At 69.0% G+C, this 16,023-nt stretch carries 13 protein-coding genes; 9 read left to right on the top strand and 4 right to left on the bottom strand.

All coding sequences use genetic code 11. The annotated features are described in order from the left end of the window. Nucleotides 1-71: 71 nt before the first annotated feature. The 9 genes from ABGB08_RS09415 to ABGB08_RS09375 all read left to right on the top strand — a co-directional run bounded on the left by ABGB08_RS09415 (nucleotide 72) and on the right by ABGB08_RS09375 (nucleotide 11,911). Nucleotides 72-1,817, top strand: coding sequence for an ABC transporter substrate-binding protein (locus ABGB08_RS09415; RefSeq protein ID WP_347588445.1), 1,746 nt, complete (start codon nucleotides 72-74; stop codon nucleotides 1,815-1,817). Continuing rightward, nucleotides 1,817-2,824: an ABC transporter ATP-binding protein gene (locus ABGB08_RS09410; protein ID WP_347588443.1), complete on the top strand. Its 1,008-nt coding sequence runs from the start codon at nucleotides 1,817-1,819 to the stop codon at nucleotides 2,822-2,824. The genes ABGB08_RS09415 and ABGB08_RS09410 overlap by 1 nt, the downstream gene beginning before the upstream one ends. After that, a complete protein-coding gene (locus ABGB08_RS09405; protein WP_347588441.1) occupies nucleotides 2,821-3,852 on the top strand; it encodes an oligopeptide/dipeptide ABC transporter ATP-binding protein in 1,032 nt (343 codons plus the stop codon). Before ABGB08_RS09410 ends, ABGB08_RS09405 begins: the two co-directional genes overlap by 4 nt. Continuing rightward, nucleotides 3,849-4,787 carry an ABC transporter permease gene (locus ABGB08_RS09400; protein WP_347588438.1) on the top strand — a complete coding sequence of 313 codons (939 nt, stop codon included), beginning with the start codon at nucleotides 3,849-3,851 and terminating at the stop codon, nucleotides 4,785-4,787. The genes ABGB08_RS09405 and ABGB08_RS09400 overlap by 4 nt, the downstream gene beginning before the upstream one ends. Nucleotides 4,788-4,872: 85 nt before the next feature. Further along, nucleotides 4,873-5,826: an ABC transporter permease gene (locus ABGB08_RS09395; protein WP_347588436.1), complete on the top strand. Its 954-nt coding sequence runs from the start codon at nucleotides 4,873-4,875 to the stop codon at nucleotides 5,824-5,826. Between the two features lie 67 nt (nucleotides 5,827-5,893). Continuing rightward, the gene (locus ABGB08_RS09390) at nucleotides 5,894-6,862 is read left to right on the top strand and encodes an ABC transporter permease (RefSeq protein ID WP_347588434.1); all 969 of its coding nucleotides are present in this window, start codon (nucleotides 5,894-5,896) and stop codon (nucleotides 6,860-6,862) included. 383 nt (nucleotides 6,863-7,245) lie between these two features. Beyond that, a complete protein-coding gene (locus ABGB08_RS09385; protein WP_246268880.1) occupies nucleotides 7,246-8,064 on the top strand; it encodes an ABC transporter permease in 819 nt (272 codons plus the stop codon). Further along, nucleotides 8,061-10,208: a dipeptide ABC transporter ATP-binding protein gene (locus tag ABGB08_RS09380; protein WP_347588432.1), complete on the top strand. Its 2,148-nt coding sequence runs from the start codon at nucleotides 8,061-8,063 to the stop codon at nucleotides 10,206-10,208. Before ABGB08_RS09385 ends, ABGB08_RS09380 begins: the two co-directional genes overlap by 4 nt. Next, nucleotides 10,205-11,911, top strand: coding sequence for an ABC transporter family substrate-binding protein (locus tag ABGB08_RS09375; protein WP_347588430.1), 1,707 nt, complete (start codon nucleotides 10,205-10,207; stop codon nucleotides 11,909-11,911). Before ABGB08_RS09380 ends, ABGB08_RS09375 begins: the two co-directional genes overlap by 4 nt. Here the strand turns inward: ABGB08_RS09375 and ABGB08_RS09370 are convergent. The 4 genes from ABGB08_RS09370 to ABGB08_RS09355 all read right to left on the bottom strand — a co-directional run bounded on the left by ABGB08_RS09370 (nucleotide 11,875) and on the right by ABGB08_RS09355 (nucleotide 15,963). Next, nucleotides 11,875-12,774 carry a biotin-dependent carboxyltransferase family protein gene (locus tag ABGB08_RS09370; protein WP_347588428.1) on the bottom strand — a complete coding sequence of 300 codons (900 nt, stop codon included), beginning with the start codon at nucleotides 12,772-12,774 and terminating at the stop codon, nucleotides 11,875-11,877. The genes ABGB08_RS09375 and ABGB08_RS09370 overlap by 37 nt on opposite strands. Nucleotides 12,775-13,006: 232 nt before the next feature. Beyond that, nucleotides 13,007-13,630 (bottom strand): allophanate hydrolase subunit 1, encoded by a 624-nt coding sequence (locus ABGB08_RS09365; protein WP_347588426.1) that lies wholly within the window; start codon nucleotides 13,628-13,630, stop codon nucleotides 13,007-13,009. Continuing rightward, complete coding sequence (locus ABGB08_RS09360; protein ID WP_347588424.1) at nucleotides 13,627-14,385, bottom strand: 5-oxoprolinase subunit PxpA; 759 nt, start codon at nucleotides 14,383-14,385, stop codon at nucleotides 13,627-13,629. The genes ABGB08_RS09365 and ABGB08_RS09360 overlap by 4 nt, the downstream gene beginning before the upstream one ends. Nucleotides 14,386-14,463: 78 nt before the next feature. Then, nucleotides 14,464-15,963, bottom strand: coding sequence for a hypothetical protein (locus tag ABGB08_RS09355; protein ID WP_155358465.1), 1,500 nt, complete (start codon nucleotides 15,961-15,963; stop codon nucleotides 14,464-14,466). Between the last annotated feature and the right edge of the window lie 60 nt (nucleotides 15,964-16,023).

Here is a 16,023-nt window from a genome sequence, read left to right as displayed (position 1 = left end):
CAGAGTTTTGCCTGTTCATGGCATTACCGCTCCACACCGGATCACACTATTGATCCCGGGGGGTGGGCTCGGTGAAGATCCGCGACGGCATGGCGCTCGCGACGGTCCTGATATTCGTGGGGACGGCCTGCGGCCCCGGCGTCGCTCCCGGCGACGGCTCGGTCCCGGTGCGGGGCGGCACGCTCAAGGTCATCGGGTCGGGGGATGTGGACCATCTCGACCCGGCCTCCTCGTATACGACCGTGGCCTACACCCTGAACCGGACCTGGACCCGGCAGCTGGTGACGTATCCGGCGAGCAATGAATTCAACAAGGCCACCACGATCGTGCCGGATGTGGCCGAGGCGCTGCCGGAGATCAGCGCGGACGGTCGCACGTACACGTTCAAGATCCGCGACGGGGTGCGCTGGAACACCACGCCGGCCCGGCAGGTGACCGCGGCCGACTTCGTACGCGGGCTCAAGCGGCTGGCCAACCCGGTGCAGCCGTCCGGCGGGATCTCGTACTACACCGGGACGATCGAGGGGATGCAGGAGTTCTTCACCGCGTTCCAGAAGGCGCCCAAGACCGCGGCCGGCATCGCGCAGTTCATGGCGCGCAACCAGATCAAGGGCGTGCGCGCGGTCGACCCGGAGACCCTGGAGATCAGGCTCACCACGAAGGCGAGCGACTTCCTGAACATCCTGGCGCTGCCGTTCGCGTCACCCGCTCCGGTGGAGTACGAGAAGTACGTGCCCGACGGGCCGGACTTCCGGCAGAACACGATCTCGCTGGGGCCGTACCAGATCACCACCTATCAGGCCGGGCGGGCGATCCTGCTGAACCGCAGCCCCGCCTGGAAGCAGGAGGCCGACCCGGTCCGGCGCCAGCACGTCGAGCGTATCCAGATCATGCTCGGGCAGGAGAGCGCCGATGTCGTGCAGCAGCAGCTGGAGGCGGGGACCGCGGACCTGTCCTGGGACCAGCCGGTGCCGACGTCGGCGATCCAGCGGATGAACGGCGACCCGGAGTTCCACGTGTTCGAGGGCTCCTCGCTCAATCCCTTCCTGGTGTTCAACCTGCAGAGCCCGAACAACAACCGGGCGCTCGCCAACGCGAAGGTGCGGCAGGCGATCAACTTCGCGATCAACAAGGTGGCGATCGCGCAGATCTACGGCGGGCCCAGGCTGAACACGGTGCTGGACGGCGCCATCCCGCCGGGCAGCATCGGCTTCGACGTCGACGTCAAGCCGTATACGACGCCCGGGCACGTCGGCGATCCCGCCAGGTGCCGGGCGATGCTGGCCGAGGCCGGAGCGTCGGGCCTGACGTTCCAGTTTCCCTACCGGACCACCGGCAACCACCCGAAGGTGGCGCAGGCGATCGCGGCCGATCTCACCAAGTGCGGGATCGCGACCACGCTGATCGCCACCTCGCCGGACGACTTCTACGGGCGGTACCTGTCCAGCGTGGCCAAGAGCCGCGAGGGCAAATGGGATATCGGCGGGCCTTCGTGGCTGCCCGACTGGTACGGCAACAACGGCAGGTCGATCGTCGTGCCGCTGTTCTACGGGGCCAACTACGCGGAGGGCTCCACCAACTACGGCGCCTACAACAACCCCGCGGTCAACGCGACCATCGCGAAAGCCCTGACGGCCGCGTCGGCGAGCGCGGCGGAGACGTCCTGGAAACAGGCCAACGCCATGATCATGGCCGACGCCCCGATCGTGCCGCTGATCTCCCAGAACGTGCCGACCTTCCACTCCAGCCGGGTGCAGAACGCGCTCTACTCGCCGATATCGCAGCAGTTCGACTACACGCAGCTGTGGCTGGGCTGATGGCGCTCCTGGAGGTGTCCCGGCTCACCGTGTCGTTCCCGACCCCGGACGGCGCGGTGCAGGCCGTACGCGGACTGAGCTTCGACGTCGAGCGGGGGCGCACGCTGGGGATCGTCGGCGAATCCGGGTCGGGCAAGAGCGTCAGCACGCAGGCGCTGATGGGCCTGATCCGGGGGGCCGAGGTCGCCGGATCGGCGCTGTTCGAAGGGCGCCAGCTGATCGGCATGCCGGAGGAGGAGCTGCGGCGGCTGCGCGGGGCCGAGATCTCGATGATCTTCCAGGATCCGCTGTCGAGCCTGCATCCGCTCTACACGGTGGGGTGGCAGATCGTGGAGCTGATCCGGATTCACGAGCCCTTCGTGGGGAAAGCGCAGGCGCGCAAGCGGGCGGCCGAGCTGCTGGGGCTGGTCGGGATTCCGCAGCCGGAGCGGCGGGTGGACGACTATCCGCACCAGTTCTCCGGCGGTATGCGGCAGCGGGCGATGATCGCGATGGCGCTGGCGCTCAACCCGAAGCTGATCATCGCCGACGAGCCCACGACGGCGCTCGACGCGACCGTGCAGGCGCAGATCCTGGATCTGATGATGCGGCTGCAGAAGGAGTTCGACACCGCGCTCATCATGATCACCCACGATCTGGGGGTGATCGCCGACATCGCCGACGAGGTGCTCGTCATGTACGCGGGCAAGCCGGTCGAGCGGGCCGGGCGGCGGGATCTCTACTACCGGCCGCACCACCCCTACACGGTGGGGCTGCTGGAGTCGGTGCCCAGCACCACCGGCGCCAAGGAGCGGCTCAAGCCGGTGCCCGGCCAGCCGCCGAGCCTGCTCCGGCCGCCGAGCGGCTGCACTTTCCATCCGCGCTGTCCGTACGTGATGAGCCGGTGCCGGCGGGAGGAACCGCCCTTGATGGGAGAACCCGGTCATCAGTCGGCCTGCTGGCTGCCCCTGGACGTGGTCGGGCTCGGTCCCGAGGCCGCGCGGCGGCGGGAGGAGGAGTCCTCATGAGGCCGCTGCTGCGGGTTACCGATGTGCGGAAGTATTTCCCGATCCGGGAGGGGCTGTTCGTCAAGAAGGAGGTCGGGCGGGTTCACGCCGTGGACGGGGTGAGCCTGGAGGTGCGCGCGGGGGAGACACTCGGCATCGTGGGCGAGTCCGGGTGCGGCAAGTCCACGCTGGCCAGGTGCATCACCGGGTTGTATCCGGTGACGTCGGGGTCCATCGAGTTCGATGGGGATCCGCGCCGCGAGGTTCAGATGATTTTTCAGGATCCGTACGGGTCGTTGAATCCGCGGCGGCGGATCGGGTCGATCATCGCGGATCCGCTGGTCATCCATCGCGTGGGGACCAAGGCGGAACGACGCCGGCGGGTTCAGGAGCTGATGGAGCTGGTGGGGCTCAATCCCGAGCATTTCAACCGGTTCCCCGCCGAGTTCTCCGGGGGGCAGCGGCAGCGGATCGGGATCGCGCGGGCGCTCGCGCTGCGGCCCCGGCTGGTGGTCTGCGACGAGCCGGTGTCCGCGCTGGACGTGTCGATCCAGGCCCAGGTCATCAACCTGCTGAAGGACCTGCAGGCGGAGCTGGGGCTGACCTACGTGTTCATCGCTCATGATCTGTCGGTCGTGCGGTATGTGAGCGATCAGGTGGCGGTGATGTATCTCGGGCGGATCGTGGAGACGGCGGCGGGGGAGGATCTGTACAAGCTGCCGCGGCATCCGTACACGAACGCCCTGCTGTCGGCCGCGTCCGTGGCGGACCCCGACCTGTCGGCCCGGCGCGAGCGGATCGTCCTGACCGGGGATGTGCCGTCCCCGATCGCGCCCCCATCGGGCTGCCGGTTCCATCCGCGCTGCCCGAAAGCGATGCCGAAGTGCGTGACCGATGATCCGCGGCTGCTCGCGCAAGGGCGTCCCGAAGGCGGGCATTTCGCCGCTTGTCATTTTCCGGTGGAACCGGGCGAGCGTCTCGGCTCGGAGAAGGCCCAGATCGAGCAGGTATCCACCGAGCCGCATCTGGAGAAAGGGGGTGGAGCATGAGCCTGACCGAGGCGTCGGCTGAGGCCGAGCACATTCCCGAGCAGGCGGAGGCGGTCCGCGGCAAAGGGCCCTGGCAGCTGGCCTGGGAACGGCTGACCCGGGACCGCGCGGCCATGGTGTCGCTGGGGGTGATCGCCGTGATCGTGCTGCTGGCGCTGCTCGCCCCGGTCTTCGCCGCCATCACCGGGCACGGCCCGCAGGAGGCGTTCCCGGCGGCCGGGCTCACCCCGGAAGGGCTGCCCGTCGGGCCCGGCTCCGGGTTCTGGCTGGGAGCCGACAGCCTCGGCCGGGACCTGTTCGTCCGGATCCTGTACGGCGCGCGCATCTCGCTGCTGGTCGGGCTGCTGTCCACCCTGCTGGCGACCCTCTTCGGGGTGGTGGTCGGCATCGTGGCCGGGTTCTACGGCGGCTGGGTGGACGGGGTGCTGGCCCGGGTGCTCGATGTGGTGCTCAGCTTCCCGTACCTGCTGGTGGCGATCGTGCTGGTGGCGGTGCTGGGCGCCAGCGTGCCGCTGATGATCCTCGTGATCGCGTTCTTCTCGTTCGCGGCGATGGCCCGGGTCGTACGGGGGCAGACCATCACCTACAAGGAACGGGAGTTCATCGAGGCCGCCCGATCGATGGGCGCGAGCAAGCCCCGCACGATGTTCGTGGACGTGGTCCCGAACCTGATCGCGCCGGTCACCGTGCTGGCCACCCTGCTGATCCCGACCTCGATCGTGTTCGAGGCCACCCTGTCCTTCCTGGGACTGGGGGTGGATCCGCGCACGCCGAGCTGGGGCGCGATCCTGTCCGACTCGGTGGACTACTACCGGGTCGCGCCGGGACTGCTGATCTTCCCTGCCGTCATGCTGCTGCTGACCACGCTGGCCTTCAACCTGCTGGGCGACGGGATCCGCGACGCCCTCGACCCGCGCGGAGAGGGCAGCCGCTGATGTCACGCCTTTTGCTGCTAACCACGCTGGCTTTCAATCTGCTCGGTAGTGACGCCCTTGATCCGCGTGGGGAAGGTGGCCGCTGATGTCGCGTTTCCTTCTGCGCCGAGTGTTGTTTGGCGTGCTCGTGCTCTGGCTGGTTGCCACTACGGTCTTCTTGCTCTTCTTCGCCGGGCCCGCCGACACCGTCGCCCGGCGGCTGGCCGGGCCGCGCGCCCCGATCGAGGTGATCGACCAGATCAGGAACACACTGGGGCTCGACCGGCCGTTGTGGGATCAGTACCTGTCCTTTCTGGGCAAGCTGCTCCACGGTGACCTGGGGGTCTCCTTCATCAGCCAGACTCCGGTGACCACGCTGATCGCGCAGAGCCTGCCCGGCACGCTCTGGCTGGTCTTCGGGGCGGCGGTGTTGTGGATGACCGCCGGGATCACTGGGGGAGTGCTCAGCGCGACCAAGCCGCGCGGGCTGCGGGATCGGGTCACGACCGTGCTGGTGCTGGCCGGGATCTCGCTGCCGACGTTCGTGCTCGGCATGCTGATGATCTATCTGGCCCTGTCGGTGTTCCCGTGGTCAGGGCTCCAGCCAGGGCCGTACGTGTCGCCGCTCTGGGATTTCGCCGGGTTCCTGCAGGTCATGATCATGCCGTGGATCTGCCTGGCCGTCGTGCAGGCCGCCGTCTACGTCCGGCTCACCCGGGGATCCATGCTCGACACGCTCGGCGAGGACTACATTCGCACCGCCCGGGCCAAGGGCGCGCCGGAGCGGCGGGTCACCTACCGGCATGGGCTGCGCGCCGCGCTGACCCCGGTCGTCACGCAGTTCGGCGTGGACATCGGCACCCTGCTCGGCGGCGTCGTCGTCACCGAGTCGGTCTTCGGCCTGCAGGGACTCGGCCAGCTCATGATCCGTTCGGTCCGGAACGGGGACCTGCCGGTGATCATCGGGGCGGCGATCCTGGCGTCGGCGTTCATCGTGATCGCCAACATCCTGGTGGACGTCGCCTACTCGTTCCTCGATCCGCGGGTCCGGCTGGCCTGAAACTGTCACTCAGAGTCGCTAGTCTGTTGCGCACTGTTGATTTCTTTCGGTGGTGGGAGGCGATTCGGTGGCGGGGTTCCTGGCCCGGCGGCTGATCGGGTATGTGGTGCTGGTGGCGGTCGCCACCAGCATGGCCTACCTGCTGGCCGCCGCCGCGCTGAACCCGCGCGCCAACTACGCCGAGCGTATGCCGCGCCCGCCCGAGACGGCGGTCGACGCGCAGCTCGCCGCCTACAACCTCAACGACAAAGAACCTTTGGCCGCCCGCTACCTCACCTGGGCCGCGGGAGTGCTGCACGGCGATTTCGGGCGCGCCTGGAACGGCTCGTCCGTGAACGAGGACCTCGGCCGCCGGGCCGGGGTGACGTTGCGCCTGGTCGTGGCGGGTCTGCTGCTCGGGGCGATCGCCGGCGTCGCGGTGGGCGCGTGCGCGGCGGTGGGGCAATACGGCTGGTTTGACCGCCTGTCGACCGTCGCGTCCTTCGGGGTGCTGGCGGTGCCTACCGTGGTCCTGGCCAACATGCTGATCATCGGCGCCGTCTGGTTCAACGAGCTGGCCGGCGTAAAGATCTTCCTGGTCAGCGGCGAGGCCACCCCTGGCGTCGAGTCGACCCTCGACCGCGTCCAGCACCTGGCCCTGCCCACCCTCACCCTCGCCCTCGGCATGGCCGCCGTCTTCTCCCGCTACCAGCGCAACATGCTCCTGGACGTTCTAGGCTCCGACTTCGTCCGCACCGCCCGCGCCAAAGGCCTCCCCCGCCACACCGCCTACACCCGCCACGCCCTGCGCGTCGCGCTGATCCCCGTGGTCACCTACTTCGCATTCACCTTCGGCGCTCTCCTCGTCGGAACCACCATCACCGAAACCATTTTCGGGTGGTACGGCCTGGGCCACCAACTGGTGGCCTCCATCCGCACGAACGATGTCAACACCGTCGCCGCGATCAGCTGCCTGGCCGCCCTGGCCCTGCTGGTTGCCGCCGTTGCCGCCGACCTCCTGCAGGCGGCGCTTGATCCACGTGTGAGGACGACATGATGTCGGACGCGGTCACGGGAACCGCGTCTACAGCGCCGGGTTCGGGTGGCGATGGGCGGCCGGGGCCGGAAGTAGGTCCGGGGACTGTGCCCGCTGCGCCGGATCCGCATGGCGACGGACGGTCGAGGCCTGAGATGGGTCCGGGGATCGCGTCCACAGTGCCGGATCCGTCTGGAGATGGGTGCGTGAGGTGGGGAGCCGAGACTGGGGCGTTGCCTTTTGGCCCGGGCTCTGTGGGGGAGACTCGGGCGTCCCACGCGCGCGGCGATGGTCGCGTGACTTCGGAGGGTGGCCCTCACGGTTTCGCGGGTGGCGAGGTCGAGTGCCGGGAGGAATCCGGTCCCCTTGTGCTTTCGCGGTGGCGGGTTGTTTGTGGGCGGTTTGTGGGGTCTTGGGGTGGGCGGGTTGGGGTTTTGTTGGTGGGGGGGTTGTTTCTGCTGGCCTTTGTGGGGCCGGTTGTTGGGGATTGGTCGTATAAGGACAAGGACTTTCTGGCGTTTCTGCAGGGGCCTTCGGGGGCGCATTGGTGGGGGACCACGCAGACCGGGGGTGATGTCTTCGCGTTGACGTTGCGGGGGATGCAGAAGTCGTTGCTGATCGGGTTGCTGGTCGCGGTGGTTTCCACGGCGGTGGCGGCCGTGGTGGGGGCGTTTGCTGGTTATTACTTGGGGTGGACCGGTCGGGTGCTCGGCTGGGTCACGGACCTGTTGCTGGTGTTGCCGGCATTCCTGATCGTGGCGGTGTTGTCACCGGCGCTGGGGCCGGGGGCGTGGCCGGCGCTGGTGGTGTTGCTGGCGGCGTTCATGTGGATGGTCACCTCGAAGGTGGTCCGCGGGATGACCATCTCGATCAAGGAACGGGAGTACGTGCTGGCGGCCCGATTCATGGGCGTGCCCGGCTACAAAATCATCTTCCGGCATGTGATTCCGAACATGGCGTCACTGCTGATCGTTGACGCGACGCTCAACGTCAGCGCGGCCATCCTGACCGAGACATCGCTGTCCTATTTCGGGTTCGGTGTGCAGCCGCCGGACGTGTCCCTCGGCGGGTTGATCGCGGACGGCGCCAGAACGGCGCTCTACGCGCCCTGGACGTTCTGGTTCGCTGCCGGGCTGCTCGTACTCATGATCCTCGCGGTCAACCTGATCGGCGACGCGTTGCGGGACGCCTTCGACCCCACCTCGAACGGGGGGCGGCGGTGACGGTGCTGGAAGTGCGCGAGTTGGCGGTTCGCTTCGGGGATGTTCTGGCCGTCCAGGGCGTCGAGTTCGATGTCGCGCGCGGGGAAGTGCTCGGGATCGTCGGGGAGTCGGGGTCCGGGAAATCGGTGAGCGCATTGGCCGTGCTCGGGCTGTTGCCGCCTCGGGCCGTGGTGACCGGGTCGGTCCGGTTGCATGGGCGCGAGTTGCTAGGCGCGCCGGAGAAAGAGCTCGCCGCGCTGCGTGGCAAGGCGATGGCGATGGTCTTCCAGGATCCCCTCGCCGGGCTGACGCCGGTGTATCGGGTCGGGGATCAGGTCGCCGAAGCGATCCGGGCGCATCAGGACGTGTCCCGGAAGAACGCCCGAGCGCGTGCCGTCGAATTGCTCGACCTGGTCGGCATCCCTGACCCCAGGCGGCGGGCACGCGCATTCCCGCACGAGTTCTCCGGCGGCATGCGCCAGCGCGTGATGATCGCGATGGCCATCGCCAACCACCCCGACCTGATCATCTGCGACGAGCCGACCACCGCCCTCGACGTCACAGTCCAGGCCCAGATCCTCGACGTGCTCAGAACCGCCCGCCACGAGACCGGCGCCGCCATCGTCTTCGTCACCCACGACCTCGGCATCGTGGCCGGACTCGCCGATCGCGTCCTGGTGATGCGCTCCGGCCACGTAGTGGAAACCGGACCTGTCGACGACCTGTTCTACCGGCCACGCACGCCCTACACCCGAACCCTGCTCGCGGCCGTACCCCGAATCGACGACCCAGCCCGGCAGACGCGTCCCCATCCCGGCCATCCCGAGCGCCCCGGCCATCCCGAGCGCCCCGGCCATCCCGAGCGCCCCGGCCATCCCGAGCGCCCCGGCCATCCCGAGCGCCCCGACTATCCCGAGCGCCCCGACTATCCCGAGCGCCCCGACTATCCCGAGCGCCCCGACTATCCCGAGCGCCCCGGACGGCATGCTCGGCAGCAGCCGCTCGCTCAATCCGCTCGCCTCAGCCGGTCCGAGCCGCGGCATGCCGTTCAGCCTGGTGGTGCCGGGCGGCTTGTTCAGGCCGTTCAGCCTTTCGAGCCCGGGCAGGGTGGGTTTGCTCCGGGAGTGGCTGAGCGGTCGGGGGAGCTGGTGTTGGAGGTGGAGGGGCTGGTCAAGCGGTATAGGCGGGGTGTGGCGGTGGTGGATGGGGTCAGTTTTGAGGTGCGGGCCGGGGAGACGCTGGGGCTGGTGGGGGAGTCGGGGTGTGGGAAGACGACGTTGTTGATGGAGTTGCTTGCGCTGGGGCCGCCGCAGGGAGGGCGGGTCGTGGTGCTGGGGCGGGATACGGCGGAGCTGACGGGGCGGGAGCGGCTGGCGCTTCGGCGGGATGTGCAGGTGGTGTTTCAGGATCCGATGGCGTCGTTGGATCCGCGGATGACGGTGCATGACATCGTCGCCGAGCCGCTGCGCACGCATGGGTTGCCGATTGGGCAGGTGGCGGAGTTGTTACGGCTGGTGGGGTTGGAGGCCGGGCATGCCGCGCGTTATCCGCATGATTTTTCCGGGGGGCAGCGGCAGCGGATCGCTATCGCCCGGGCGTTGGCGTTGGCGCCGCGGTTGCTGGTGCTCGATGAGCCGGTGTCGGCGCTGGATGTGTCGATCCGGGCGGAGATCATCGAGTTGCTGGTGGAGTTGAAGGCGCGGCTGGGGATTTCGTACCTGTTCGTCGCGCATGATCTGGCTGTTGTGCGGAGGATCGCCGATCGGGTCGCGGTGATGTATTCGGGGCGGATTGTGGAGATCGGGCCGGTCGAGCGGATTTTCGCGGAGCCTCGGCATCCGTACACGCGGGCCTTGCTTGCGGCGGTGCCGGTGCCCGATCCGGTGCGGGAGCGAGCCCGGTCGCGCGTGCCGCTCAGCGGGGATCCGCCCGGAGATGATCCGCTCCGGTCGGTCAGCGGGCCGGTTAGACGGCCGACCGGAGGGCCGGTCGGGGCGGCGGTCAGAGGGCCGGTCGGAGGGCCGGTCGGCTGCCGGTTCCGGAGTCGCTGCCCCGTGTACGCGGGGCTGTCCGGCGCGCTGGGATCCCGGTGCGTGAGCGAGGAGCCCGAGCTTGGCGGGGCGGATGGGGCCGCCTGCCACCACCCTTCTGGAGGAACACGTTGAAAGCACGATGGATCGGGGCTGTGCTGCCAGGGCTGCTGCCGGGGCTGCTGCTGGTGGTGACGGCCTGTGGGGGTCCGCCGAACGCGACGATGCGGGCGGGGGACGCGGTCAAGGCGTACGACATCAATCCGGTCGCGCGGGATCGGGTGAGTGACGGCGGGACGCTGCGGTGGGGGCTGACGGAGTATCCGGTGCAGTGGAACCAGCACCATATCGACGGGAACCACGCGGACGTGAAGACCGTGATGGACGCGTTGCTGCCGCATGCGTTCCGGTCGGACGAGCGGGCGAATATCCGGGTCGACCGGGACTATGTGATCTCGGCTGAGGTCACGGCCACCACGCCGCGGCAGGTCGTCACGTACACGCTGAATCCGGCGGCGAAGTGGTCGGACGGGAAGCCGATCACGTATGCCGATTATGTCGCGCAGTGGCAGGCGCTGCGGGGGGTCAACACCGCCTATCGGGTGGCCACTGTCACTGGATATCAGGACATCACCGGCATCGCGAAAGGCAAGAACGCCTACCAGGTGATCGTGACCTTCGCGCGGCCCTTCGGGGACTGGCGGTCGCTGTTCTCCCCGCTCTACCCGGCCTCGGCCAATGCCACGCCGGAGGCGTTCAACAGCGCCTGGACCAGCAGGATCCCGGTGACGGCCGGCCCGTTCAAGTTCGCCGCCTTCGACCACACCGCGAAGACTGTCACGATCGCCAGGGACAATGCCTGGTGGGGTGATCGGGCCAAGCTCGACAAGATCATCTTCAGAGGGCTGGAGTCCGACGCGCGGATCGGGGCCTTCGCCAACGGGGAACTCGACGTGTTCGACATCGGGCCCTCGGCGCCTGACTACGCGCGCGCCAGGAGCACCCAGGGCGGTGTCGTACGCCAAGCGGCCGCGCCCGATTTCCGACATCTCACCTTCAATGGGGAAAGCCCGATGCTGTCCGACGTGCGGGTTCGGCAGGCGATCGCGCTCAGTGTGGACCGCAGGGTGATCGCGCAGTCCGATCTGCAGGGGCTGAACTGGCCGGCGACGCTGCTGGACAACCACTTCCTGATGAACAGCCAGGAGGGGTACCAGGCGAACGCGGGCAGTCTCGGCAAGCAGGATCCGGCGCGGGCGGCCCGGCTGCTCGATGAGGCGGGCTGGAAGATGACCGGCGCGACCAGGGCCCGCAACGGCAGGGAGCTCGCGATCCGGTTCGTCATCCCGTCCGGCCTGCAGCTGGCGAAGTCCGAGGGGGAACTCGTTCAGGCGATGCTGCGCCCGCTGGGCGTACGGATCACCCTGCAAACAGTCCCGAGCGGCGACTTCTTCACCAAATACGTCATCCCCGGCAACTATGACATCGCGCCCTTCTCATACGTAGGCACGCCATTTCCTGTTTCGTCGGCTTATGGGACCTATGCGAATGGGGTCATCGGCCCCGGGGACGACATCGTGTGGAACGCCAACCTGGGCCGTAGCGGCAGTCGTGAGATCGACGCCGCGCTGCGCCAGGCGGCGGCCGAACTCGATCCCGTCCGGGCCAGGGCGCACCTGAACGCCGCCGATCTGCTGGTCTGGCAGAAGGTCAACGTGCTCACCCTCTACCAGCGCCCGCAGAACGTGGCCGTGCGCGCCAACCTGGCCAACGTCGGCGCCAGGGGCTTCCGGGACCTGGACTACGCGGACATCGGTTTCGTCGGCGGCCATTCCTGAGCCGCGGTGAGGCGGAAGCGGATCCGGGTCCCGGGGCGGCACTGGGCGACGGCCGGCAGGTCCGAGCTCCGGACGACCCCGATGACCGGATAGCCGCCCGTCGGCGGATGGTCGGCCAGGAAGACGATCGGCTGGCCGTTCGGGGGGACCTGGATCGCGCCCGACACCATGCCCTCGCTCGGCAGTTCCCCCTGGCGGCTCCGGGTCAGGGGGCGACCGGACAGGCGAAGCCCGACCCGGTTGCTCTCCGAGGTCACCTCATAGGGTTCGGCGCACAGGTCACGGAGGGCATCCGGCGTGAACCAGTCGTCCCGCGGCCCTCTGATCACCCCGACGACCGGCTGCCGGGCGAACGGCGCGACCGGCGCGAGATCGACCGACAACGTCGCGCCGGTCTCGCCCACCGGGAGAACCGTTCCCCGCTGCAGTGGCCGGGGCCCCAACCCCGAAAGCGAATCCGTGGAACGGCTCCCCAGAACGGGTTCCACGGTGATCCCACCCCTGACCCCCACATAGGTACGCAAACCGCAAGAAGGCATGCCAATCCTGAGCTCAGCATTGGCGGGCACCCAAACCGGCCCCGACATCCCCTCCGTCCGCCCGTCAACCTCGACGGGACAGAATGCACCGGTGATGGCTACCCAGACCCCCCGCGCGAACCGGAGGACCGCCCCTCCGAAGGTGAGCTCGATCACGGCGGCGGATTCCGGATTCCCAACCAGCCGGTTCGCCAGCGCCGCACTACGCGAATCCGCCGCCCCCGATCGGGGCACCCCCAGATGCGCATACCCCGGCCTCCCCAGATCCTGAACGGTGGCGTACGGCCCCGGCTCCACGACTTCGATCACACCGGAACCATCCATGTCTGCATCCCCGGCCGCCCCAGATCCCGAACGATCGCGTATGGCCCCAGCTCCACGACTTCGATCACGCCGAAACCGTCCATACCCGCGTTTCCGGCCGCTCTTGATCCTGAACGGTGGCGTATGGGCCTCGGCTCCACGACTTCGATCACGCCGGAACCATCCGCACTCGCGTTTCCGGCCGTTCTAGATCCTGAACGGTGGCGTATGGGCCTCGGCTCCACGACTTCGATCACGCCGGAATCATCCGCACTCGCGTCCCCGGCTGCAACAACGACGGTGGCTCGGCGTGTTCGTCCCAGACCCGCATCCGGGTACGGCCCAGAAGCCGCCAGCCACCCGGCGATGCCGCCGGATATATCGCCGAATAACCCCCTGCGATCGCCACCGACCCGGCCGGGACCGATGTGCGCGGAACCTCCAGCCGAGGCACCTCCAAAGCCGGATCAAGCCCCACCAGATAGGCGAACCCCGGCGCGAACCCCAGCCACCCCACCACGAACGGCGACCCGCAGTGCCGTGCGATCACCTCATCCACCCGCAACCCCGTTAACTCCGCGACCACCTCTAAATCCACCCCGTCGTACTCGACTTCGACAACCACCTCGGCCGCTCCGGGCACACCGGCCTGACCCCGCGTGCCCCGCTCCGAGACCGCCTCTTCAATTTGCTCCCAAATCTCCCCAAAACTCCCACCAGAAGCCACGACGAGCACACTCTCCGGGCCCGGAACGATCTCCTCCACCGCCGCGAGCCGCCGGCCTCGCAGTACGGCGTCCAGCCGGTGCGACTCCGCCAGCGAACCCGTCTCCACCAGCAGCGCGTCCTCCCCGACCCGCCGCATCGCGCCGGTCATGCGAAGGGCCCGATCTCGATCCCGGCGTCGGTCAACGCGCTTCGCACGCCCTGGGCGAGGGCCACCGCGCCGGGAGTGTCGCCGTGCACGCAGATAGAGCGCGCCCGCATGGCGAGTTCGCCGCCGTCGACGGTCACGACCGTGCCGTCCGTGGCCATGCGCACCGCGCGGGCGGCCACCTCGGCGGGGTCATGCAGGACCGAGCCGGGCTCGCGCCGGGAGGTCAGCGTGCCGGACGGGGTGTAGGTGCGATCGGCGAAGAATTCCGTGACCGTCGGGACCTCGTAACGAGGAGCGATGTCGAGGATGACCGAGCCGGGAAGGGTGAGCACGGGCAGCGGCGCGGGCGCCGGGTATTCGGCGACGGCGGCCAGCAGGGCTTCGGCCTGCCGCTCGTCGTGCACGGCGCGGTTGTAGAGCGCGCCGTGGGGCTTGACGTAGGAGACCCGCCCGCCGACCGCCCGGGCGATGCCGTCGACGGCGGCCACCTGATAGAGGATCTCGGCGCGCAACTCGTCCGGCGGCACGTCCATGTCGCGCCGGCCGAACCCGGCCAGGTCGCGGTAGGAGACCTGGGCGCCGATGGCGACCCCCCGGGCCACCGCGGCCACGCACGTGGCGCGGATCGTGACCGGATCGCCGGCGTGAAAGCCGCAGGCGACGTTCGCGCTGGTCACGACGGACAGCAGGGCGGCGTCGTCGCCGAGTTTCCAGACGCCGAACCCTTCGCCGAGGTCGGCGTTGAGATCGATCATCGTCACATCATGCCCGCCGCGGGAGCTCGCCGCCCTCAGGAACTCCCCAGGCTTTGTACCCGGCACGGTGATGTTCCGTCAGGTCGGAGGCTCGTCCGGGATGTCCGCGATGTCGTCCAGGGCGGCGGCGAGCTCGTCGGGATGGTCGCCGATGCGCTCGGCGATCTCGATGAGTACGTGCAGGACGTCGTGGCGGTCGTGGCCGAGGTCGATCAGGCGCTGGGCCGCCTCCCACATCTGCGGCGGGTCGCCGTTCCAGAGCCGCCCGGCGATCTCCTGGTGCCAGGCGAGGTGCTCGGCGAAGTCCGGCCGGTCGAACTCGCTGGCGTGGTCGATCTCCAGCAGGATCCGGCGGTCGGCCTCGTCGGCGGGGTTCAGGGCGTCCAGGTCGATGTCGCCGTGCTTGCCCTGCAACATCGGGAACACGAACGCCCGGCGGGCCAGCGCCGACAGGTCGCCGTCCGGGAGCAGGCGTTCGACCAGCGAACGGTCCAGCCCGAAGGTGGTCGGGTCGCGGTAGGCCTCGGTGAAACGGCCGGTGGCCTCCCAGACCGCGTCGAGCGTCGCCCGTACCGCGTGTTCGGACAGGCCGATGCGGTAACCGGCGAAACGCACCCAGGCGGACAGCACGTGCGGCATCGCGTCCTGCTCGGCGGGGCTCAGCATGACCTTGCGCGGCAGCCAGTCGAGCAGGAACGTCTCGCACTTGGTCGGGCTGACCCGCCGCGGCCGGCCGAAGTCCTGGTCGCAGCCGTAGTCGATGATGTGGTCGGCGCAGCGGGAGGCCGCCGACGGGTCGGACAGGTTCTCGGCCGCGTCCGAGCTGAGGAACTCGGCGGCCAGCATGGCCCGCCGCTCCCGGGTGTACGGGGCCTCGCTGTGCGGCGGCGCCGGGCGCTTGCGGCCGGGCGGTAACGCCTTGATCCTGGACCGGGCGAACGCGTGGTAGGCGCTGTAGCTGTCGCTGACCAGTTTGGGGGCCTTCCGGTCGTACGCCTCCTTGGTCGCCTTCATCGCGAACTCCAGCAGCGCCCTGGCCTGCTGCGGCTCGATCTCCTCGAAGCGCAGCATCGGATTGCCGGCCGCCTCCAGGCCCGCCTGCTCCAGCAGCTTGTCGACCTGGGTGGACACCCAGGCGTCCCGGGCCATCCCGCGCATGTTGTAGTCCACGACCATCACCAGCGCGTGGGTGTCCTCGCCGTTGTACGCGAACGTGCACACCACGGTGTCCTGGTCGCCGTAGATGTCGCGCGAGACGAAGCAGCCCGCGGGTTTGACCGCGCCGACCCGCTCGGCCCAGCCCGGCCTGGCCACGTCGGACTCCATCAGCGCCAGCGCCGCGCCCTCGGCTTTGGCCGCCTGGCGCGCCGTGCCCAGGTAGGCCACCGAGATCAGCAGGGTGAGCGCGGCCGGGCTGCCCGCCTTGGCGGCGTAGTCGACCAGCCCTTCGCCGAGGATCTGCTCGACGTCGCCGCCGCGCAGGCGTTTCCCCCACCAGGCGCCCAGCATGTCGGACACCATGAGTTCGGCGTCCAGCGGGCTCCTTACGGCGAGCAGTTCGCGCGCCGCCAGCAGCATCTCCGCGAAAACGTCGTCGGGCGGATTCTCACGGGGATCTCGTCGCCGTCTTCGACTCAC

The organism is Acrocarpospora sp. B8E8 (genome assembly GCF_039871605.1).
GTDB lineage: Bacteria > Actinomycetota > Actinomycetes > Streptosporangiales > Streptosporangiaceae > Acrocarpospora > Acrocarpospora macrocephala.
This window is presented reverse-complemented; position numbering and strand designations above follow the sequence as displayed.

Bases quoted from the DNA above. Each gene is read 5' to 3' on its own strand.
- ABGB08_RS09360 (WP_347588424.1), bottom strand. From the start codon at position 14,385: ATGATCGATCTCAACGCCGACCTCGGCGAAGGGTTCGGCGTCTGGAAA.
- ABGB08_RS09400 (WP_347588438.1), top strand. From the start codon at position 3,849: ATGAGCCTGACCGAGGCGTCGGCTGAGGCCGAGCACATTCCCGAGCAG.
- ABGB08_RS09365 (WP_347588426.1), bottom strand. From the start codon at position 13,630: ATGACCGGCGCGATGCGGCGGGTCGGGGAGGACGCGCTGCTGGTGGAG.
- ABGB08_RS09355 (WP_155358465.1), bottom strand. From the start codon at position 15,963: ATGCTGCTGGCGGCGCGCGAACTGCTCGCCGTAAGGAGCCCGCTGGAC.
- ABGB08_RS09410 (WP_347588443.1), top strand. From the start codon at position 1,817: ATGGCGCTCCTGGAGGTGTCCCGGCTCACCGTGTCGTTCCCGACCCCG.
- ABGB08_RS09370 (WP_347588428.1), bottom strand. From the start codon at position 12,774: ATGGATGGTTCCGGTGTGATCGAAGTCGTGGAGCCGGGGCCGTACGCC.
- ABGB08_RS09395 (WP_347588436.1), top strand. From the start codon at position 4,873: ATGTCGCGTTTCCTTCTGCGCCGAGTGTTGTTTGGCGTGCTCGTGCTC.
- ABGB08_RS09405 (WP_347588441.1), top strand. From the start codon at position 2,821: ATGAGGCCGCTGCTGCGGGTTACCGATGTGCGGAAGTATTTCCCGATC.